Origin of the sequence: Cupriavidus sp. U2 (assembly GCF_009663685.2) — a bacterium.
Taxonomy (GTDB): domain Bacteria; phylum Pseudomonadota; class Gammaproteobacteria; order Burkholderiales; family Burkholderiaceae; genus Cupriavidus; species Cupriavidus necator_C.
In genome coordinates this window covers 77,230-98,865 of record NZ_RCOG02000021.1, presented here as the reverse complement: position 1 = coordinate 98,865, position 21,636 = coordinate 77,230, and the positions used below count along the sequence as shown (strand labels likewise).

15 protein-coding genes and 1 pseudogene are annotated in these 21,636 nt (G+C 61.2%); 5 read left to right on the top strand and 11 right to left on the bottom strand.

Going from position 1 to position 21,636, the window contains the following annotated elements:
• Positions 1–98 precede the first annotated feature (98 nt).
• Positions 99–4,439 (bottom strand): AAA domain-containing protein, encoded by a 4,341-nt coding sequence (locus D9X30_RS16390; RefSeq protein WP_153950392.1) that lies wholly within the window; start codon positions 4,437–4,439, stop codon positions 99–101.
• A 220-nt stretch (positions 4,440–4,659) separates the two neighbouring features.
• On the bottom strand, positions 4,660–5,871 hold the full coding sequence (locus D9X30_RS16385; RefSeq protein WP_194946625.1) for a DUF4236 domain-containing protein: 1,212 nt from the start codon (positions 5,869–5,871) through the stop codon (positions 4,660–4,662).
• Between the two features lie 154 nt (positions 5,872–6,025).
• Here D9X30_RS16385 and D9X30_RS16380 point away from each other — a divergent pair, with 154 nt between their 5' ends.
• From D9X30_RS16380 to D9X30_RS16370, 3 genes are all read left to right on the top strand, one after another.
• A complete protein-coding gene (locus tag D9X30_RS16380) occupies positions 6,026–6,175 on the top strand; it encodes a hypothetical protein (RefSeq protein WP_153950394.1) in 150 nt (49 codons plus the stop codon).
• Between the two features lie 128 nt (positions 6,176–6,303).
• Positions 6,304–8,007 (top strand): site-specific integrase, encoded by a 1,704-nt coding sequence (locus D9X30_RS16375; RefSeq protein WP_153950395.1) that lies wholly within the window; start codon positions 6,304–6,306, stop codon positions 8,005–8,007.
• Between the two features lie 350 nt (positions 8,008–8,357).
• Positions 8,358–8,618, top strand: a complete 261-nt coding sequence (locus D9X30_RS16370; RefSeq protein ID WP_502799639.1) for a site-specific integrase — start codon at positions 8,358–8,360, stop codon at positions 8,616–8,618.
• 296 nt (positions 8,619–8,914) lie between these two features.
• Here D9X30_RS16370 and D9X30_RS16365 read toward each other — a convergent pair.
• From D9X30_RS16365 to D9X30_RS16345, 4 genes and pseudogenes are all read right to left on the bottom strand, one after another.
• Positions 8,915–9,214: pseudogene (locus D9X30_RS16365) on the bottom strand (IS30 family transposase); the annotation flags it as partial.
• A gap of 195 nt (positions 9,215–9,409) precedes the next feature.
• Positions 9,410–10,675: an IS30 family transposase gene (locus D9X30_RS29810; protein WP_349632232.1), complete on the bottom strand. Its 1,266-nt coding sequence runs from the start codon at positions 10,673–10,675 to the stop codon at positions 9,410–9,412.
• A gap of 596 nt (positions 10,676–11,271) precedes the next feature.
• A complete protein-coding gene (locus D9X30_RS16350; protein ID WP_153949716.1) occupies positions 11,272–11,643 on the bottom strand; it encodes a type II toxin-antitoxin system VapC family toxin in 372 nt (123 codons plus the stop codon).
• A complete protein-coding gene (locus D9X30_RS16345; RefSeq protein ID WP_061960214.1) occupies positions 11,640–11,837 on the bottom strand; it encodes a type II toxin-antitoxin system VapB family antitoxin in 198 nt (65 codons plus the stop codon). Before D9X30_RS16345 ends, D9X30_RS16350 begins: the two co-directional genes overlap by 4 nt.
• A gap of 148 nt (positions 11,838–11,985) precedes the next feature.
• Between D9X30_RS16345 and D9X30_RS16340 the strand changes: the two genes are divergently transcribed.
• Together D9X30_RS16340 and D9X30_RS16335 are read left to right on the top strand one after the other, a co-directional pair.
• Positions 11,986–12,720, top strand: coding sequence for a type IV toxin-antitoxin system AbiEi family antitoxin domain-containing protein (locus D9X30_RS16340; protein ID WP_228771075.1), 735 nt, complete (start codon positions 11,986–11,988; stop codon positions 12,718–12,720).
• Positions 12,721–12,818: 98 nt separating this feature from the next.
• The gene (locus D9X30_RS16335; RefSeq protein ID WP_153949718.1) at positions 12,819–13,490 is read left to right on the top strand and encodes a hypothetical protein; all 672 of its coding nucleotides are present in this window, start codon (positions 12,819–12,821) and stop codon (positions 13,488–13,490) included.
• A 97-nt stretch (positions 13,491–13,587) separates the two neighbouring features.
• On the opposite strand, the gene D9X30_RS16330 is transcribed toward D9X30_RS16335, so the two are convergent.
• The 5 genes from D9X30_RS16330 to D9X30_RS16310 all read right to left on the bottom strand — a co-directional run bounded on the left by D9X30_RS16330 (position 13,588) and on the right by D9X30_RS16310 (position 21,633).
• Positions 13,588–13,857 carry a hypothetical protein gene (locus tag D9X30_RS16330; RefSeq protein WP_153949720.1) on the bottom strand — a complete coding sequence of 90 codons (270 nt, stop codon included), beginning with the start codon at positions 13,855–13,857 and terminating at the stop codon, positions 13,588–13,590.
• Positions 13,858–14,204: 347 nt separating this feature from the next.
• The gene (locus D9X30_RS16325) at positions 14,205–18,080 is read right to left on the bottom strand and encodes an autotransporter outer membrane beta-barrel domain-containing protein (protein WP_153949722.1); all 3,876 of its coding nucleotides are present in this window, start codon (positions 18,078–18,080) and stop codon (positions 14,205–14,207) included.
• A gap of 352 nt (positions 18,081–18,432) precedes the next feature.
• A complete protein-coding gene (locus D9X30_RS16320; protein WP_153949724.1) occupies positions 18,433–19,455 on the bottom strand; it encodes an LLM class flavin-dependent oxidoreductase in 1,023 nt (340 codons plus the stop codon).
• A gap of 84 nt (positions 19,456–19,539) precedes the next feature.
• Positions 19,540–20,400, bottom strand: coding sequence for an oxidoreductase (locus tag D9X30_RS16315; RefSeq protein ID WP_153949726.1), 861 nt, complete (start codon positions 20,398–20,400; stop codon positions 19,540–19,542).
• Positions 20,401–20,439: 39 nt separating this feature from the next.
• Complete coding sequence (locus D9X30_RS16310) at positions 20,440–21,633, bottom strand: MFS transporter (protein WP_153949728.1); 1,194 nt, start codon at positions 21,631–21,633, stop codon at positions 20,440–20,442.
• Positions 21,634–21,636: the final 3 nt, after the last annotated feature.

The window sequence follows — 21,636 nt, the reverse complement described above, 5'->3', positions numbered from 1 at the left end:
CACAACGTTCGGTGAATGTCGCTCAAGCTCAAGGAACTGCTGGAACACGGGCACCCGGTGAATGACTCCCGTCCAAAAATGCCCTTGCGAGACAACATTTACCCCCAACGCCGATAGCTCCTTGCCTTGGTCCTATTCCAGCCGCGCTTTCCGTGGGCTGCCTTGCGAGGCTTGGAGTCGGTCGCCTTGCAAGACATGCACACGCGCCCGTAGCCGCCCTGCCCCGACTTGAGCGCAGGATCATAGAAATCCCCTAACGAAAGTATCTCTTCGCAACGTGAGCAGGCCTTCATCTCCTTGCTGGCAAGCCCGGCCGCCTGGGTCTGCAAGTCCACAACGCTTTCGGAGATCATCTCTCCCAAGGCCATTTCGACCAAGTCCGTCATTCGGCCCGACAACGTGAGGATCGGGTCCACACCCAGATTGAATCGATTAATGCGGAGGAAGCGATAGCCGTAACTCTCCAGGGTCAGTTGCCGCTCAACATCCGCGCCATTGAGGTAGCGTTGGTGGTTCCCAACATGGATCTGCCGCCCTTTCTGGAAGTGGAACTCGAATCCGTCATACTCGATGACGATATGTAAAGGGCCCTTTTCAGTGCGGTAGATCACAAGGAAGTCCACGCGCCAGGCTGGATGCTCATACGTAGGATCAAGCTGGCGGAGATAGTCGCCCACCGGGAACTGGGGAATGATTTCGATCTCGTCCTGGTGTTCCTGCACAAACGGTGTCTGTTGGAGCCAATCGAGGACCTTTGCCTCCATTGGACTGGACGCATCCGTTTGGTCGGCCGAGGCCGCGCCCCGTTCAAGGATATTGGCGTAGTAGTTCAGCGCCTGCCCTATCGCTCCTTTGTATTCGGAAAGGGGCATTGAGTGGACAAACCACACCATCTCCTGAGCCCGGCTGAATCCGACGTTCAGACGCTGCACCTTGAGCTTGTCTTCGACCGACTCCTGTGCGTTCTCCAGGGCCACCGGGAAGATGAAATTGAGTGCATCATTGCCAGGCGTTGCCACCAGCGAATACATGATAAGGTTGCGCTCCTCGCCCTGACACGAGTCGAAAGTCATCACCTTTAAGCGAAGCTTGTCCTCGAACTCGCGGCCTCTGGCGTGACCGAAAAGCAGCTTCGAGAGGTAGGTCTGTTGCTCCCTGAATGGTGTAATGACGCCCACCGTCGGCGGGTCCTCTTCCTCGATCAGATCGAGGAGCTGCTCAAGAATGAAATTCCCCTCGGCCTCATTGAATCCCCTTGTGCACCGATAGTCCTCGGTATCCACCTCGTCGAACTGGACGACCTCATCGACCGGGACGCCGCGGATCTTGATCGCTTGTAGCTGGTGTCCATAGAACGTGCTCGACGAATAGCCGATCAGTTCCTTGTAGGAACGGAAATGCTTGCGCAGCATGACGGAGTAAGACGCCCCGAGATTGCAGAACTCGAGAATCGACCGCTTCACGTCGAACATCGAAAGGCGCTCAAGGGCATCGGCCTTATCGCTGATCTCAGAACGGAAGTGGTTGACCAAGTCCGCGCGATACTTGTCATTCGTCGCGATGCTGGCGTTCGATGACTTGACGTTCGAGAACTGCTTGCTGTCGCCCAGAACGACAACCTTCTTCGCGCGCAGCAGCGCTGGCAAAGCTTGCGCCACGCTCACCTGCGACGCCTCGTCGATCACCACTACATCAAACAGATCCGGCGCCAGCGGCATGAACTCACCGAACTCACGGATGCTCGCGACGATCACCGGGAATGAGTTTCGAACGCTGGCGAACTTCTCTTCCGGAAATTTCTGCCCACTTGCGATCACGCCTGCCAACGCACGCGCATCCGCACGATGCTCGTCCATGAACTTGATCAAACGTCCATCCACGTGGGAGTTCATGATCGACGTATTGAGGCGCTCAAGCGAATCCTTGGTTCCTACATAGTCGAACGCCGGGGCTTTCGCGAAGGCGGCGTGGTTCTCAAGCCATTCGCGCAGAAACACGATGGCCAACACCCACAGGCTGGCGTCCGCCTTCGGTTGCGCCATCAGTGCGTCGAAGATTGCGGGATTCGCCTTCTGCAGAGCGCCGAAAGCCTTTAGCGCGATAGCTGCGGCCGGGGATGGTTCCTCCCCACGCGCCAGACGTTGATACGCGAGCGCGAAGTGGGCGTCGAGTTTCTCTGCCTCGAGAGCCCGTTGTAGCAGATTGGCACCCACCACAAGGTCATAAAGTGCGAAGGCGTCTTGCTTAAGAAAGAGCGGTCGGCTCGTTGGAAGCTGATTGAGCCTTTCCTCCAACTCCCTTACCCTGGCTCCTCTGAAGAGATAGCCGAATAGCGGCATCCGTAGATGCTGGTATTTAACGAGAAGATCCTGAGTCGCTCTCACCTGTTCGGGCGTGAGCTTGTCAAAGAGGTTCCAGCTCGTTGACTCCGCGCGCGGCGCGGTCGTGCTCATGCATGCGTCCAGGCGCACCCGCTCTCGCAGGGCCGTCGCGTCGTCAGCGCCGTCAGCGATGAGCTGCGCCAAGTACTTTTGAAGCGCCTCACTCTGTTCGACGATCGCCGCCAACTCTGGCAGCAAGCTTGAATCGGAAACCTTGCGAATTTCCCCGAGGATGTTCGGCGCACGGTCCGCCAACTCGAACTCGTGCTGATGCATTTGCTGGAGGGCGGCGATTCGCACCTGGCCCAGAACCTCGACAGTTTTGTCAATCGATTGCTTGAGTTCCGTGGTGCGCATCTCACGCTCGGCATCCAGTGCCTCGCGATTGGCCCGCGTCGCTTTCGCGTAGGCGCCGATTTGCGTGACGGTGGCGTTAGACGTCAGCTTACGGAAGTTGGCGTTCTGCTGACCCAGGCGGAGGATGGGATTGGGGAAGTCGCGATCATGGCGCACCCGGGACATCGCCTCGGAAAGCTTCGATACGACGACATCTAGCGCCTCGGTCTTGTCGGACAGGACCAGGCATGACTTGTTGTTGAAGGCGCAGTCTGCCGCAATCGCTGTAATCGTGTGTGACTTCCCGGTGCCCGGCGGCCCCTCGACGACGACAATCTTGCCGTTTGGATTCCTGACCGCGAGCAGCACCTTACGCTGCTCCTCGTTAAGCGGGATGGGTGAGTCGAACACCATCCGCTCCACCAGCGGCAACTTCTCCCATTCCTCTTCGACCTCGGCGCGAATCGACCCCGCGTTGCCCATCAGGACACCTTCGACAAGTCCCTTGAACAGATCCGCAACGTTCGAGCCGCCGCGGTTGAACTGATCGATGATCTCCTCGTAGTCGTTGATGAGCGCCTCATCTGAACGCTCAAAGGCCGCGAGGTAGAGAGCGCTCGAGAGAGACACGCTCGCCGTCGCCACTTCTGACGCGGTCGAGGAAAAGTCGATCTGGCCGCCAAGATCCGTTGCATTCGCCACCTTGCGAAAGAGCGTCCGTACGACCTCAAAGATGCTCTGCTGAGGTGTGATGTAGGTAATGCGTTCAGTGATTGGGCTGACCCACTCCCGCTTCAGACCAGCCCCCAGTTCTTGAAGGACGAAGTCGATCGCCGAGCGGTTCGCGTAGAGATGGTTGACGATCTTCAGGGAGTAGCCAGTGCCATCCTCGCTGCGCGTGACATGGATGGGGACGAAGAAGAGCGGGTACTGAGCATTGCGATACTTCAGCGCACCGAGATAAAGATAGAGTTGCATGGAGTCGCCGGTGGCGACATACGTCTCAATATCCCTGAACTCAAGATATGCATCAGCCGCGACGAAGTTCTCAAAGAATGCCTGCAGGCCGGCACGCATCCCTTCCATGTTGAGGAAGTTGATTGCGGCATCCACGAGCGCCGCATCCTCACTTGTCGCCAGAAGCTTCGCCAACACCTCCGGCAAGACCCGATTCAGGTCACCGCAGACGCGGGCGATCAGGTCGGACTCTGCCGCGAGCAGCGAATCTATTACCGAGTAGGCTTGCTGACGCAGGGGGCCATCAAGGTGCGCCACCAACGGCCTGATCACCTGCGCCCCGACCTTCTTAGCTAACTCTTCTTGGACTGAATCGATCCACTGCTCGGGATTCTCGACGGCGGAAGTGTAGGTACTCCGCGCAAATTCAATGACGGCATTGCGGACTGAGACAAGAGCCGTTTCGGGAATGGCGTGGATCTGCTCTTGAATGACCTTGCGAAGCGAGGCGCTGACCGGGCGGGTATAACGCCTTGGCGTCATCGGCAAGGTCAGCTCTTCCCCCGTTGGCTTGCTCAGCAACGCCCACAACTCCAGGTCGAGCGCAGGATATGGAGCGGTCCGCATCCCGGCCCGAAAGCCCGTGTCGGACGTCAGGACAATCCGCCTGCGGGGCGCTTGTGCGCGCTTAAAGTCACTTTGGAGGAAGTCCCGAAAATAGCGAGACACACGAATTGCAATTTCGCTCAGCTTGTGGTCGTCCATTTTGTTCGATGGTGGATTTTTTGACCCGCTAACACGGAGGCATAGCTCGCCGTGGAAGGCTGATCAGCGATTAAAGGCACAACTAGGTCCGCTACCGAGACAATACGGAATCGGTCGCTTCAAGCGCCTGCATACACAATTCGACCACTAGGAAGTCGCGATCCTACGATAACTCGAAGTACTCACATCCAGTCAAGCCGCTTCGGGAGCAGTTCCGACCTTAGGCGCGCTTACTTCCGAGGGCCGCGAGGTCCTTAGACACCAGCGCGCTAAAACGCCCGCTACAGCCCAGGCGGGAAAAATGGAACATTTCGCGCACGCCTTGGGCGGTCGAAAGGCGGAGGGTTTCATATCGGACGACTGGAATCTGTCGATTGTCCTTGAATCGGCGATCCGGTGATCCATTTCGATTTACGTAGCGCCAAGTGTGTCCGATGACCTCTGCGTCTGACGGCACGTTGTCACTCTCGATGAACTGTGTCTGCCCACTTTCCGCCTCGAGACTTTGGTACGAACACGCGGCAATTCGCTTGCCGTCTTCCATCAGTATCCGGTCCGGATAGAAGAAAAATCGCATCCGGCCCGTAGTGATAGAAGGCACATCGATATTGCACTTGATGATTGCCACATTTCCGTAGCTCATGCTCGCCGCCTTGCGAATGACCTGAGAGCCCGCTCCGGCGTGATAACGACCATCCAGTACCCGGCCTTCTGCCTCAACGCGCCAGGCACGATTGCAGGTTCGCATCTCGTCAAATCCCGAGAGCATGCGTTCATAAGACTGGTTAAAATCTTGCTCGAGGTCATAAATCAAGACCACGGAACGCCGTGCTGAATCCCAAAGATACAGCCAGACTGTAGCAACAATCACTGTGATGAGTGCCAAGAGGCCTACCCCTTGCATCGCACGATTTGCCGGCTCTGCATTGTTAGCCGCCAACAGCATCGCCAGCACAGCAGTTGCCACAAGCGGAATGGGCCATACCGGGTTCATTTTGCTTTTGGCATCAATCTCCGAGAACAACGCATCGGCACTGGAATCGGACAGTTTCCCAATATCCGCTGATTGAATCACCTCAAGCGGCGCAACCGTGGAACTACCGCTGGGTAGAAAGCGCTGGCCTGCGGCAGCATCTCCGTCAGCCGGGGGCTGCGGGAAGCGTTCCTGATGGTCAGCTCCGCTCGAATGCCGATGCCGGCCACCCAGCGATTGCCGGTAGGTAAAGCCGCCAGCAGACACCGACACGTAGTGCCCACGCGGGCCTGAGCCAATACGAAAGCCTGGCACTCCGACCGAGACACCGACGCCCTTGCCCGAAATATTGAAGCGAAATGGCCCTGCCGAAATCGATTTGCGGTAAGACAGCCCCATATCATCCCCCCCCGTCTCAAATTGTTTTCCGGGCGGCCTCCACAGCCAGATTGCGACCATGCTCTCGTCGCAATTTCGGCGCCTCACGCCTAGCACGGTATCCCCTAGACATCGGGATTCCCGCGCCTTCGCGAACAAGGCGCTGTCCATGAAAGTCATACACAAGGCCTTTTCTGCCACCCAAACGCAAATGCTAGCACCTCGTGACGGCTAAATGTATGCCTCACAAGTAGGTCGCAGTATCTCGAATGCCCGAGGCGGCGATATCCGATACCAGGCGTTCGGCCGGCTCCGCCGTCTGCGGCTGCTGCTCGTCACGCTCTATTCGGCGCTGGTGGAAACCAACCTGTCTGATATTCCCTGATAAATGACTTCGCGACAGCTACTGCCTGAGTTCGCCGCCACAACACACTGCTATATCGATAACAAACATTATCGATACCGATGCGTTTTTGTGGCAAACTACACAGCAGCAATTTGCGTGTCTCTCCCATGCCTCGCTCGCGATCCGCCACCTCTCCGCTGCCGCTCGATCCCTCCGCATCCTGGCCCCGCGCCGATGCGCTCGCGGCCCTGCGTGCCTGGTACGAAGGCACGCCGTCGCGCGCGGCCGTCGCCCGCTTCTGGCCGGACGCGCTGACGCCGGGCCGCTCCGCACGAGGCGTGATCGGTGCCCTCCGGCGGCAGATGGCCGAGGCCGCCCGACTCCGCCAGCGCGAAGACCTGGCCGCCCTCTTCACCTGTACTGCGGAGGGCCGGACCGCCCATGCGGCAGCGGTCGTCCGGGCTCTGGAGACCCTGCGCCAATTACCAGCTGCCCTTCCGCAGATCACGGACCCCGTCGAAACCTGGCTGCCCGCGCGCGCCGCGGCGGCGCTGCAGGCGCACGGGCTGAAAACGCTGGCCGACCTGACCGTGCGGATCCCGCGCCGCCAGCGTTGGTGGCTCGCCATCGACGGGCTTGGCGAGCGCAGTGCCCGCGCCATCGAAGCGTTCTTCGCCGCGCATCCTCAGTTGACTGAGCGCGCGCGCGCTTTGGTCTCCCGTCATGCAATGGCTGCGTCGGGCCCTCAAATCGTGCCGTGGGAACGTATCGAACTGCCGCAATCGGTGAACGGCTCACGCGGGGCGTTCCGCGCGCCCCGCGCGATGTGCTCGCTGACCGCGGACAATGACTACGACGCCATCAATGCCTGGCTCGGCCTGCACGAGGCACCGGCCACTGCGCGGGCCTACCGCAAGGAAGCCGAGCGTTTGCTGCTCTGGGCGATCCTGGAGCGCGGCAAGCCGCTCTCGTCGCTGACCGCCGAAGACGCCACGGCCTACCGCGCCTTCCTGCGCGCACCCACTGCCCGCTGGGTGGGTCCTGCACGGCCCCGGCCATCTCCCGAATGGCGGCCCTTCGCAGGGGCCCTGGCGCCCCGTTCCATCGCCTATGCCCTGGGTGTCATCGCCGCGCTGTTTCGTTGGCTGATCGCCCAGCGCTATGTACTCGCCAACCCGTTTGCAGGGCTCAAGGTGCGGGGCGCCCAGCGCGCCGCGGATCTCGACACGTCAAGGGCCTTCACGGAAGGGGAATGGGCGCTGGTGCGTACTCTCGCCGATGGCCTGGAGTGGTCGCACGGCTGGACGCCGGATGCCGCGACACGGCTGCGCTTCTTGCTGGATTTCGGGTATGCGACGGGCCTGCGGGCGGCCGAGCTGGTCGGGGTGACCCTTGGCGGTATCGAGATTGGGCCGCGTGGCGAGCGCTGGCTCCACCTGGTCGGCAAAGGCGAGCACCGGGGCAAGGTCGCGCTACCCTCCATGGCCAGCCGGGCGTTGGACCAGTATCTGGTCTCGCGCGGTCTGCCTGTCACGCCCGCGAAGTGGGACCACAACAGCCCCATCCTGGCGCACCTGGAGAACGGATCACCGATTACTACGCCGCGACTGCGGGCCGTGCTGCGGCGCTTCCTTACCTTCGCTGCCAATGAGATCGAGTCGGACCACCCTCCACTGGCGGACAAACTCCGGCGCGCGACACCTCACTGGCTGCGTCACACGCATGCGACGCATGCGCTGGCGCAGGGGGCATCGCTGACCACAGTGCGAGACAACCTGCGGCACGCGTCCATCACGACGACCTCTCGTTATCTGCACGACGACGATGTGCAACGCACCGATCAACTCGAAAAAGTTTTTGCCCGGCGATAGCAGGGTATTCCGCGCAGCGCCGCAACGAATGTCATTTTCGCCTCTCGACTTGCCGCGATATGGGTGTCATCCCTTGTACTTCGCCGCTTTATTCGCTGGCAATCGCCCGGCTTTGCATTCTCTTCTCTTCTCTTCTGCTCGCCTAAGGCGGAACGCATAGCACTCTAGGATGCGCCTCCGGCGTCGATACCGCATCCGATGCGCATGCTTAGGTCAGTTGTCCAAAAGGCACTTGGCTCTGGACGAATATCTCGTCTCACGCGGTTTGCCTGTCACGCCGGCCAGTTGGGACCGAAACAGCCCCATTCTGGCGCCTTGGAAGACGAATCGCCGATCACCACACCACGACTGTGGGCCGTGCTGCGGCGCTTCCTCACGCTCGCGCCCGAGAGATCGAGTCGGATCATCCTCCATTGGCCGACAAGCTCCGGCGGGTGACACCCCACTGGCTGCGCCACACTCACGCGACCCACGCGCTCGCCCAAGGGGCATCGCTGACCACAGTACGCGACAATCTTCGACACGCGTCCATCACGACGACCTCACGTAACCTGCACGACGACAAGGTGCAACGCGCCGATCAACGCGAAAGAGTCTTTATCCGGCGATAACAGAGCGCCGCGCCCCCAACGAACGTCGCTTCTCATCTGGCCGTGTCGCGATATGGGGTCACATTTCCTCGCCGCGCTATTTAATGGCGCCCCGCTTTGCATCAATGGGGTTCGCTTGACGCTTGGCTATGACGAGCCTCCCGGCACTTATCCAACAAGCTGTTGGATGTCGCTGCGGGGGCGATCCCAAATGCAGCGCAATTCGCGACTACAAAAGTGCATTAAAAATATCATTTAGCCGGTTCTCACGCACTTTCACACTTGAAAGCGCTTTTTTCTGTATTAGGAGGGCGGTTTCAAGTCTGAGATGCAACACCAGTTCGTAATTTGTTGATCTCTTCGGCCATGGCTTCGGCGGGAGTGGCGAAGTCGAGAACCGCCCGAGGCCGATAGTTCAGCGCCTTCGCGACTCTGTTCAAGTACCCCTGCGAGAAGACCGATAGATCGTCGCCTTTCGGTAGATACTCCCGAACCAGTCCGTTCATGTTCTCGTTGCTTGGCCTCTGCCACGGACTGTGCGGGTCGGCAAAGAACACTTCGATACTGACCCGCCTGGTCAGTTCTGCGTGATGCGCCATCTCTTTGCCCTGGTCGTAGNGGGTGGCAAACAAAACCTCATCCGTTCTAGCATATAACGCAACGAATACATCAGGGTCATCATGAAGAAGACGACATTGGCGGTATATTCAACGGCGGCACTTCTAACGATATATTTTTCTATAAAATTTTTGTCGCCGCCAAATTCAAGCCAATCAGAGGCTCAGCACCGTGAGAAGAATGACCTGGCGGTTTCAAGTCTGAGATGCAACACCAGTTCGTAATTTGTTGATCTCTTCGGCCATGGCTTCGGCGGGAGTGGCGAAGTCGAGAACCGCCCGAGGCCGATAGTTCAGCGCCTTCGCGACTCTGTTCAAGTACCCCTGCGAGAAGACCGATAGATCGTCGCCTTTCGGTAGATACTCCCGAACCAGTCCGTTCATGTTCTCGTTGCTTGGCCTCTGCCACGGACTGTGCGGGTCGGCAAAGAACACTTCGATACTGACCCGCCTGGTCAGTTCTGCGTGATGCGCCATCTCTTTGCCCTGGTCGTAGGTCAAGCTCTTGCGAAGCGCCAGCGGCACACGACGAAACTTCTTGGTCAAAGCCTCCAGCGCTGCCTCGGCCCCGCAACCGTCCATCTTCGCCAGCACCACGAAGCGCGTCTTGCGCTCCACCAGCGTCGCCACCGCGCTGCGATTGCCCGCGCCCTTGATCAGGTCGCCTTCCCAATGTCCGGGCACCAGCCGATCGAACACCTCCTCGGGCCGCTCGTGGATCGAGCGCATATCCTGCAGCTTGCCTCGGCGATCGTTCCCCGCGCCCCGTGAACGACGCTCCTTGTGGGCCTTACGCAGGCTGCCGATTAGCTCGCGGCGCAGCTCACCGCGCGGCGTGGCGTAGATCACGCAGTAGATCGTCTCGTGGGACACATGGAACTCCGGCTGGTGGGCATACATGCGCCGGAGTCTGCCTGCAATCTGTTGCGGTGAATAGCCCACGCGCAGCCATGCTCTCACCAGTTTCAGCAGCGCCGTGCCTGCTGCCAGCTTGCGCGGNCGGCGATCGTTCCCCGCGCCCCGTGAACGACGCTCCTTGTGGGCCTTACGCAGGCTGCCGATTAGCTCGCGGCGCAGCTCACCGCGCGGCGTGGCGTAGATCACGCAGTAGATCGTCTCGTGGGACACATGGAACTCCGGCTGGTGGGCATACATGCGCCGGAGTCTGCCTGCAATCTGTTGCGGTGAATAGCCCACGCGCAGCCATGCTCTCACCAGTTTCAGCAGCGCCGTGCCTGCTGCCAGCTTGCGCGGCCCACGTCGACGCCTTCTCAGCGCCATACCCTGCGCGCTCGCAGCATCGTAGGAACGATGACTTCCGGCCCGGGCAACCTCGCGTGAGACAGTCGACGGACTTCGCCCCACCACTCTCGCGATCTGACGCAGGCTGCACCCCTCGTTTAGTAGGCGATGAATCCAGTTACGCTCTTCGATACCCAGTTGACTGTAGCTTTGTCCCATCCCAACACCCTAACATCAGGGTGTTGCACTTCATTCTAGAGACCGCCGAGCCTTTTGCAACGACGAAAGTGCCTTGTAAATCGCTCAACGCTATGGACATCGCCAAGGCAGACTACAAGGAGATCTGCAATAGCTGTACAGAAAGTCGCCAGCGTGTAGGACCGATGGAACACACCCAGCACAGGCCGCGACGATGAAAATGCGTTCGGCGTTAATGATGGCCTTGCAGGGCTATATCGCTCGCAAAGGCATCACGCAACGCGACATTTGTCATGTGCCGTAGAGGAACGGGCGCACCTATGATGGATCGCGAAGACTATGGCGCGGCGGCGGACAGGGGCAGATACACGCCCCAACCTTGCTCAGCAGCCACAGCGAGAAGCATGTCCAGCGCCTCCCGCCGAGTGTAGCCATACGCAATCCGGCGACCGTCGGAAAGGGCCTAGTGGTACTTTCGATGAGCGGGGCCTACCTCGTCTGCGGGTACCGTCGTGATTGTCATCGTTGCATCCAACTGGGACATTGCCCCTGTCGTGTACAACTGACGAATACCGCGGCAAGCTCTTGCGTCGTGTAGCCAACCCGACCGCACAAGGTTAGTGCGAAAGGACTGCGCCGAGATTGAGTTCATCGACAACTTTCTTTAGTCGCTTGTCGCGAGTCCAGATGGTGATACCCGGCTGCAATCGCGCGGCAGCCAAGAGCGATGTGTCGACGTATCCGATCCCACGATTGAACAAGTTCTCGCGTTCGATCAAATAGAAGACCTCTTCATGGGTTGCGACCGGCGCTCGCGGCAAATCCTGCAGTGCGCCAAGCACCGCGCCTCGGTTCCGCAGGCTACCGAGCGAAATCTCGCCTATTACATATGGATGAATAAGAACACGCTCCTCAGTTAAGAGGCTAATGAGCATCGAATCAGAAGCGTTCAGGTGGTCGATCCAAACCGAAGTGTCGACAAGAATCATTCGATGTCCTGCCGACGACGTGGTACCCCTTCGATGCCCGGCTGGCTCCCGCCAAGGTTCGCCAGTCGCTTGGCAGCTTCACGCTGGATCAGGGCCTTTAGCGCTTCGCGCACAAGCGCGGTCTTCTCCTCCAATCCTGTGTAGGCTTGGGCCTTGGCCAATAAATCATCATCGAGCGCAATGGTGGTACGCATGAGAACCCCTAGTATGAGCATAAATTATAGCATCAAATGATGCCTATAATGACGCACAAGGCGTTTCGGAGCCTCGGATAAATGCTATTTGCAAATTTAATGCAAAAACATACAATTCGGCGGGGCCTCCTGCATCCAAAACCCACACATGGCAAAAATGCGCAACAAGCCACTCCACAATCTTATGGCGCAAGCGCCACGTGGCCAGCCGATGGACACACAGATGCTCCGCGAGATTGGCGTGTCTGAGCGCTCCCTTAGCCATATGGTCAGCGAAGCGTGGCTCGAACAGCTTGGGAGGAGCGCCTACTTGCTTCGAGGCGACAAACCCACCCGTGACGGAATACTGGCGTTCTTGAGTCGTCGGATCAAAGGTCTTCACGTCGGGGGAAAAACCGCTCTGGATTGGCATGGCGCCCCCCACAACATTGCATTCGGCGAGAACGTCATGCTCTGGGGTCAGAGTTCATACCGGTTTCCGGAATGGGTCGGCAAGTACCTCACCTACACGTACCAAACGACCAATCTGTTCGACAATTCGCTCCCCTACGACCAAGGCCTCAAGCCAACATCAGAAGAAAATCCATCTGTTCTCGTCTCCGTGCCAGAACGCGCCTTCCTGGAACTCGTCAGCGATGTAGGGAAGGGACAAACCCTCGAGGAGGTCAAGAACATCACCGTCACAATGCCAAGCCTTCGCCCTGCCGTCCTCCGCAACTTCCTGGACCATTGCACACGGTTAAAGGTTCTCAAACTGGTGAAGACGCTCGGCGAAGAAAGCGGCCTCGCTTGGACGCACAACCTGAACGAGCATGTCCAACTACGCGTGAAAGCTAAACAGGCGGCAAGGAAGCTGATAGCCAGCGTCATCCAAAGGCCATGAATAACAGCTACCTCATTGCCGATCGGGCGTCGGGAACCGACGCCAGGCTGTGAAGAAGGCAACCCTTCAGTATATAAATCTCCGCGGACAAACGAGGGTTGGATGACGGTCGCTGGCTATATCAGTCGGCGCTCAATCTGCAGCTTGAGGGCGTGGTCGGCCTGTCCCAGGCGACGGTCACCGCCTATTCGACGCACTATCACCGGCTCGACATGCTGGCGCACGTAGCCATGCGACAAGACGCAGGCAACTGGCTGGACAGCGACGAAGCGTTGCCAAGGCAGGAGCTGCTGCGTTCCGAGTTTTATACGGACTATCTAAAACCGCACGGCCAGGCTCAGATCCTCGCACTGATGATCAAGCGGAATGAGCACGGCCTCTGCGCTATGGCATTCCAGCGTTCGCGCATCGAGCAAGGAGCCCGTCAGCGATTGGCTTCGGACGAAGCCGGGATTTTTGTCGGCCCCTTACCGCGAGATCCCAGGTGGCATCTTCCGACGATGGTTCGCTCGCCGCGTATGTCAATGGCCGCGGCGAGTTCGTCTTGCGGAAGCTCGCCAACGGGGAAGAACAGGTGCTCCGATCCAACTTTCCGCTGGACGACATCTATTTCTTTCAGATCCTCGGCAACCGGTTCATTGCCACCTCCGGCACGAATCCCGAGGTCTTCGACGCGACCGGCAAATCCCTGGCAGCGTCGTACCGGCAGAGCGCGGCAATGGTCGGCAACCGACTACCGCCCGCTATGTTCGGCGGCACTCGCCGCCTAAAGCGCCTACGGTCTGCTCCAAAGAAAACAGCCGACATCGTCGGCTGTCTTCTTTGCGGGCCCGCCTGTGGCGTCAACTCGCAGACCTACTGTCGCGATTACTGCTTCTTGACGGCGGCTGCGGGCGCGGCGTTTTCTGCCTTGACCGTAGCCTTCTCGGCCTTGGCCGGCGCAGCAGGCTTCTCGGCGCTCACCTTGGTTGTCTTGGCGTGCTTGGTGGCGTGCTTGTGGGTCGCGGTAGCGGCAGGTGCTTTCGCGGCTGGCGCCGTAGCTGCCGGAGCGGCCGTGGCGGCGGCCGGGGTAGCACCCTGAGCAAAAGCGGCGCCAGTGATGGCGAAAGCGGCAATGGCAGCGAACAGCTTCTTCATGATCGACAATCCTTCTGAGAGGTTTAGGCGCTGCGTTGTGCCGCGCTTAGCCAAAAAACGGGGCAGCTTCACGCTCAGTTGACTGCTGACTCGTGACAATCCGTAAGGAGTGTTTCCGCAGAGGCAAGGCCGCGTTACAGACGACCCAAACGTGTCGCAATCAAGGACAACCATCCGTAGAAGTCGCCCCCGCCGCAGCACGCCTTACGATCTGCAATTGCACCTTATTGATATCGCAAGGTGGGGGCTGCTACCGGCCAGGAACTCCGAGCATGCCCCTGCGGATGGTGCCATGCAGAGGCCGCCTTCCGGAGCGGCCGAACCGCCCTCCTCGCTCGCCCTCAACGCTAGAACCTCCACCGCAATCCCAACGTGCCGGTATGGTCCTGGTTGCCGCCACCGAACTGGCCGGTATAGCGCAAGCCAAGCGTGGCCATGGGCGAAATGGCGAAGTCGGCGCGCAGTTCGGCCAGCGCCGCGTTCTGCGCAATCGGTGCACCCGTCACCGTGAAAGGCTGGCTGCCGTCGAAAGCCAGCGTGGTAGCCGGGCGTACGTCGCCAAACGCATGGCGCCAGCCGGCTCCGACGTAGAACGCCGCGTCAGTGCCGCCAAACTGGACGCGGGCGCTGGTACGCAGGCCGAGCGTTGTGGTGGTCAACGTGTTGCTATCGCCAGGGCTGTGCAGGGCAGCCGAGCCGCCCGTCTCCGCGAAGCTGCGCGTGCGTGTGTCGCTCCACGCCACGCCCCCGTACGGTTCGAGCTGGATGGTCGCCGATAGAGGCATGGCGAAGCCGGCTTCCGTGAAGACTTGCGCCGTGCTGGCGCGATAGCTGGCGGTTAGGGACTGCACCGTACTTCCGCCGAGGCTGGCCTGCCGATCCGTGTCGGCGTCGTGCCAGCTATAGGCGGTACCGAACAGCCATTTGAGCTTGCCGCCGCCAAGCGCGAATGCGCGGCCGCCGTAGAGCGTGGCGCTGAATGAATCGGTGATGGCGCGCGACGACCGTTCGCTCACTCGCAGCGTACTGTTGGCGTAGCCGAACGCGCCGCCGATGCGCCAGCCTTGCCCCACCGCACCGTCGCCACCCAGATAGAAGCCGCCAGTCTGCTGGCGCACGCGCGCTGCATCCGCGCTCCCATGAAAGTTCTGCCAGTTGCCAAGCACTTCCACCCACAGCGGCTGGGCGGCGGAAATGGGCAGTGCCGCAGCCGGCAGGAGGCCGCCAAGCTGGGCGATGGGCGCGCCGGGCAGCATGCCGGCGGACAGGCTGTCATTCAAATGCGCCAGCGGCAGCGCCCGCGCCCCACCCGCCAGGGTCATCAGACCCGTGGACACGCTGGCGTGGGCCTCCCCGGAAAGGCTGTCGAAGACGGCCGGCGGCGCGCCCTCGGGCAACGTCACCACGGCTTCGTGCACCGGGTTGCTGTCCGTCAGGGTCTCCAGTGCGTTAGCCACGGCACGCTGGTTGCCGGTGACTGCGGCATCGGCAAAGCGCATCGCACGCGGGGTGCCCCCGCCAGCGCCACCACCTGCGCCCGGAACTAGCGGCGAGACGGGCGGCGAGACGGGCGGCACGGGGTCCGTCACCACCTTGCGCGTGAGTGCCAGGGTGACTTCATTGGCGCCATAGGTCAGCGTCGGGTCGAGGAACGCGTAGTTCGAGCTCACCGATGCAAAGCGGCCCTGCACCGTGCCGGCGGTAAGGATGCTATAGCGGCGCGTGGACGCGAAGTTGCCGTCGGGGCCGACATGGACCACCGCACCGCCCAGTGTGGCTGTACCGCTCACCGCAACGCGGTCGCTGGCCGACGATGCCGGGTCGGCTTCCACTCGATAGGTCGAACCCGACGCCAGCGTCAAGTTGCCGTTGACCGTCAGCGTGCCGATGGAATTGCCCGGTGCCAGCGTGCCGCCCGATGCAATCACGGTACTGCCGACGCTGCCAGCGCCGCTCAGCGTGCCGCCGTTGTTCACCGTGACCGCCCCTGCCACACTGCCGTTCACGGCCAGCGTGCCCGCGTTCACCGTCGTCGCCCCGGTATAGGTATTCGCGCCGCTCAGCGTCAGCGTGCCAGCGCCGATCTTGACCAGTCCCCCGCCGCTGCCGCCACCGGCCCCGCCGTCCTCGATCGTGCCGCTCACGGTGGTGGACGTGTTGTTGCCTCCAACGGTCAGGAGGTTCTGGCCAAGCTGGAAGCGGCCCGCCCCGGCGATGGCGCCGGCGGTAATCCGGTGGTCGAACGCCGGACCTGACGTGCCCGAGAAATCGACCCAGCCCCCAGACTCCGTCACCAGCGAGGCGTTGTCAGCGGTACTCCAGCCCCAGAACTCGGTGTAGCTGCCACTGCGGGTCGTCACCTGGCTGTTACCGCCGGTGCTGCCCTCCTGAAACGACATCACGCCGCCGTTGTTGATGATCGTCGCATTGGCCGCCGTGCTGCTGCCGAGCAGGTATGTGAACCCGCCGAGGTTCGTCACCTGCGCATTGCCGAGGGTGCCTGCGCCAAAGAGTTGGATGTAGCCGGAACGATTGACCACCTGCCGGGCACCGAGATCAAAATTCCCATAAAGACGAAGCGTGCCGCCATCGACACTGACCCCGCCAGTGCCCAGCGCCCCATTGACGTTGGCGCTCAGCGTGCCAGCACTAACCAGCGTGCCACCGGAATAGGTATTGACGGCGTTCAGGTCGAGCGTGGCGCTCCCCGTCTTGGTCAGGCTGCCGGGGCCATCGATGACACCGTTGTGCGTGAGCGTGCCGTTCGTCACCTCGAACGTACCGCCCCCAGCCCCGAGCGTCGTTGCACGCGCCGTGGTCATGGCTGCGGTAGTCTGCAGCGTGCCGCCGTTCAACCCAAGTGTGCCGGCTGGCGCGCCAAGGTTGGCGTCCGAGGCAATCGCAAGCGTACCGCTCAGGATTTGCCAGCTTGTGATATCGGTATTGGTACCGGCGAGGGTCCAGACCGAGGCACCGATCTTCTGGAAATGCTCGAAGCCACGATAAAGGCCGGCGTTGCCGATACCGCCAGTCAATGTGGCAGCGCCGGTGTCGCCAGCCAGCACAAACGTGTCATCCGTGCCGTAGGCTTCGATTCTCCCCACCACGCTGTTGGTCCAGAACTCGAAGCGGTTCGTGCCGCCCGTGAACTGGACAGCCGCCAAGCCGGGGCCACCTGCTACGATGGTCCCCTTGTTGACGATGGTCAGGTTGCTGCCGAGCACGCCCACGCCGCCGGCGCCTACGGCGCCGTTTGCTGCCCGCGAACCATCCATGTTCATGCCGCCCGAGCCACCGGCGCCTCCCGCGCCACCCATGATCATGCCCTCGTTTAGCAGCGTGGACCCGCTGGCCAGCTCCATGCCGCTGCCCCCCACCCCGCCCTTTCCTCCCAGGCTGCCATAGAGATCGTAGACGCCGTCGCCGCCGTTGCCCCCGGCCCCGCCGTTGCCGCCCGCCACCACGGCATTTGCTTCGATATGTACGGTGGCCGCACTGCTCACCAATATGCCGACACCGCCGTCGCCGCCGTTGCCGGCGCCCGAGAAGCCGGGCATCGGTTTTGACGCGCCGCCATTCCCGCCGCTGCCACCCGAGCCGCCGTACACCGCGCCGCCCGCCTTCACAAGGATATCGGCGCTACCCGCGTGGATCAGGCCGTATCCGCCTTCGCCGCCACCGCCGCCGCCGCCCTGGTAGCCCGCTTGCGGGTCGGTCGCATCGCTTCCACCGTTGCCGCCCCGGCCGCCGTTGCCGCCGAACACTGCGGTGGAGATGGTAGTCGGCACGGCAGCCCTGACCATGCCATCTGCCCCACCTCCGCCGCCGCCGCCACCGCCCCCTGTGAACCAGGCATAGTCGAATTGCCCGTCGCCACCATTGCCGCCGAACTGGCCTGGCGCGGTACCTGCTGTGCCGGCCAGCCCCAGCGGCGTTGTCTGAGACGAACTGATGCCACCCGAGCCACCGGCCCCGTTGCGAGCGCCACCGCCGCCACCAGTCCCGTCGCCATCGAACACCGTAAGACCGCTCTGCCCAGCCTGGCCCGCGAGGTAGCCGCCCCACCCACCTGGTAGGAAGGCAGTGTAGCCCCCGGCACCGCCGTTCCCGCCAGAGGCTTGTGCCAGCGACGCGGCAACGGACATCGTGAAGAGGGCGACGGCGCCGGCAATGGCGCGCAGGCACGGCTGTTCACCGGCGGAGAGACTCGAATGTCTTGTCATGCAGATTTTTAACCGGCCAAGCCGGCGACCCTTTTTACGCGCGGCAGCCGTCTGCTTGCTGGCTATGTCCGCGCTTTCATTGTTTTAATGTGCGGGCGCCCGTGCGAACCTCAGCGGCGTCGGCGAAAAGCCGCAACGGCATAGGCGACTGGTCCCTCGGGACCGGATTTTCGCATTTTACGGATCGAAAGATGCGTTTACGTGGCTTGGAAGCGTTGCGGCCTGCAGGCTCCGTGTTGCTTTTGAACCACTCCGAAAGGCTTCTGTCGATTCCGAGGCATCATCGATCAAACATCGACTGGCATAACCGAGCGGCGATAAGAGGTGCCGGCCACAGATGCAGAAGCGCCCTTCAACGCCACCCGAGACCGGGAGACACCTGCTGCAGAACGGTCTCAATGACGTGGGCGCAATATTCCACGCCGAGCTGGTTCGGGATCGTCAGCAGTAGCGTATCCGCCGCGGCGATGGCCTCATCCTTTGCCAACATGTCGATGAGTACGTCAGGTTCTGCAGCGTAATTCCGCCCAAAAATCTTCTGCACGTCATCCTCGAGGAAGCCGAAGGTATCCGCGGTCTGCGTGCCACGGCCGAAATAGGCCCGGTCCTGCTCGTTGACCAAGGGGAAGATGCTACGGGTAACCGAGACCCGCGGCTCCCGGGTATGACCTGCCTCTTTCCATGCGGCACGGTAAGCGCGAATCTGCTCGGCTTGCTGGATATGGAGCGGACGGCCGGATTCGTCGTTCTTCAGCGTCGAGGTCTGCAGGTTCATACCCATTCTGGCGGCCCATTGCGCGGTCGCATTAGAGCCCGAACCCCACCAGATGCGGTACCTGAGCCCATCGGAATGCGGCTCCACGCGTAGCAGGCCGGGCGGGTTAGCGAACATCGGACGTGGATTGGGCTGCGCAAAACCCTTGCCTTGCAGGACTTCGTAGAACACCTCTGTATGCTGCCGTGCCAGATCGGCGTGGCTTTCGCCTTCGGCAGGCGCGTAGCCGAAATAGCGCCACCCGTCCACGACCTGCTCACCGGAGCCTCGGCTGATGCCAAGCTGCAGCCGGCCGCCGGAAATCAAATCAACCGCACCGGCTTCCTCCGCCATGTACAGAGGGTTTTCGTAACGCATGTCGATGACCCCCGTGCCGATCTCGATGCGTGTGGTTCTCGCGCCGACTGCCGCAAGCAGCGGGAATGGCGAGGCCAACTGCTGCGCAAAATGATGGACGCGGAAGAATGCCCCATCCGCGCCCAGTTCCTCGGCGGCGACAGCCAAATCGATCGACTGCAGCAACACGTCTGCAGCGGTTCTTGTGCGAGAGCTTGGGCTTCGGCCCCAATGGCCGAAAGAGAGAAATCCGATCTTTTTCATGACGGTGTACTACAGTGGTGCTCCGATTCGGGTTGGGGGGTCGAGCGTCAGTCGGTCAATCAGCGGGTAATCCGGGACGGCGGCCTATTCCGCCGGGAAGTCTGTCGAGGCTGACAGCATCTTCCATATTTCCGTTTCCGTGGCCACATACGCGTTTTTCTCGGCGATAGCTTGCAGCGTATCGGTCCCGAGCGGCAAGCGCAACGGCGGTGTTTCCGCGTCGACCAGCGCGACGACAGCAGTTGCCAACCGCTCTGGATCGCCGGGCTGGTTGTGATTGATGACAACGGCAAGCTCGCGCAGCTTGCCCGAGCTCTCGGCGTAGTCGTCGATGACGTCCGTGCCGACCACAAGCGACGATGTGTCAAGGAAATCCGTGCGGAAGAATCCTGGCTCGATCATTGTTGCATGGATGCCCAGCGGCTTCAGTTCCGCGTGCAGCGCTTCCGTAATGCCCTCGACCGCGAACTTCGTCGAGCTATACACGCCCACGCCCGCTGACGCCTGATAACCCACGATCGACGACAGGTTGATGACGTGGCCCGAACGCTGCTTGCGCATCGTGGGAAGCACCGCTCGTATCACGCCTAGCAAACCGAAAACGTTGGTTTCATAGATACGGCGGATGTCGGCGTCGCTCGATTCTTCGATGGCAGCAAGCAGACCGAACCCCGCATTGTTGATCAGTACGTCGATGCGACCGAACCTGTCGATGGCGGCATCGACGGCGGCGTTGACTTGGGCTTCGTCCGTCACGTCGAGGGGAACCGCCAGCAGCGCAGGCGATTCGCCCAGCCGCTCGACGATTGCGGAGGCATTTCGACCCGTGGCAACTACCGCGTTGCCATCGGCAAGGGCTGCCTTCGCCATCAGCGCGCCAAGACCGCGCGTTGCACCGGTAATGAACCAGACGCGCTTGAACTGCTCTTTCGTATGGGTAGTCATGAGTTGCTCCTGAGTGGGGGTGAAATTCGATGAACGGGCTCAGCATTGCTGGCGTCCCAACACCGCACCCGCCCGATCCGGGATGATGCGGGGACTTCTGGCGGCGAGGGCGATCACCGTCGCGACACCCAACGCCAGGCCACCGATCAATGCGCCAGCAACACCGATCTCGCGCAGGCCCAGCGCGCCGATGACGTTGCCGCCAACGACCGCACCCATACCGATTCCGGCGTTGAAGATGGAAACGCTGAGCGATGCCGTCACGTCTTGTAGCTCAGGAGGCACTGCACGAATCGTCCGCACGTGGTTGGTCACGAACCCGGCCGCGTGTGCGGCTCCCCAGACCGCGAGCGCCGCCATAGCGGCGAGATGGCTATCTAGTAGGTAGGGAAAAGCGGCCATGGCGGGTCCGGCGATGACAACGGCGGCAACTGCCGCCCGTAGAGGATTCTCATCCACGAACCGGCCCGCTATTTCATTGCCAACGATGCCCGCAACGCCGAACCCCATCAGGATCCAGCCGGTCGAGGTACTGCTGAAATGCCCGACCCGCGTCAGTAGGTCGGCGAGGTAGGTGTAGGACGTAAACATGGCCGTCAAGGCGAGAAAAGACATCGCCAGATGGCTCACGATTTTGGGTTGGATCAGCGACCTGAAAGACGCATGGGGGGTGTCCTCGGGCAGCGCCTCCATGCGGGGAAAGAACTTCCACATCAGGAGCGCCATGGTGGCGCAGAGTGCGGCGCCGGCGGCAAATGCCATCCGCCATCCAAACGCGTCGGCCAATATCGTGGTGATAGGCGATCCGATGACGCTCGCGATGGACACGCCGGCGAATACTGTGGAGATGGCGCGTCCGGCGTTGCCTGGCTCGGATATCCGGGCCGCTGTCGATGTAGCCATGCTCCAGAACACGGGCAGCGCCAGGGCCGAAGCGATCCGTCCGGCCGCCAGTACCCCATAGTTCGGTGCCATCGCTGCGATGGCCGCACCGACGGCGGTGACCGCGAGGACGCCGGTGAAGAGCTGTCGCCGCTCGACCCGTCGCAATGCGAGCGTCAGGAAGGGGCCCGTTATCGCCACGGTGAAAGCGAAGGCAGTGACCAGCAACCCGACCTGTGGCACCGGCACGTCAAGATCCTGCGCGATCAGCGGAATGACGCCGATGATATTGAATTCATTGGTGAGTATAGCAAAGGCGGCTGCGGCCAACAGGGGAACCGGAAGTTTCATGAT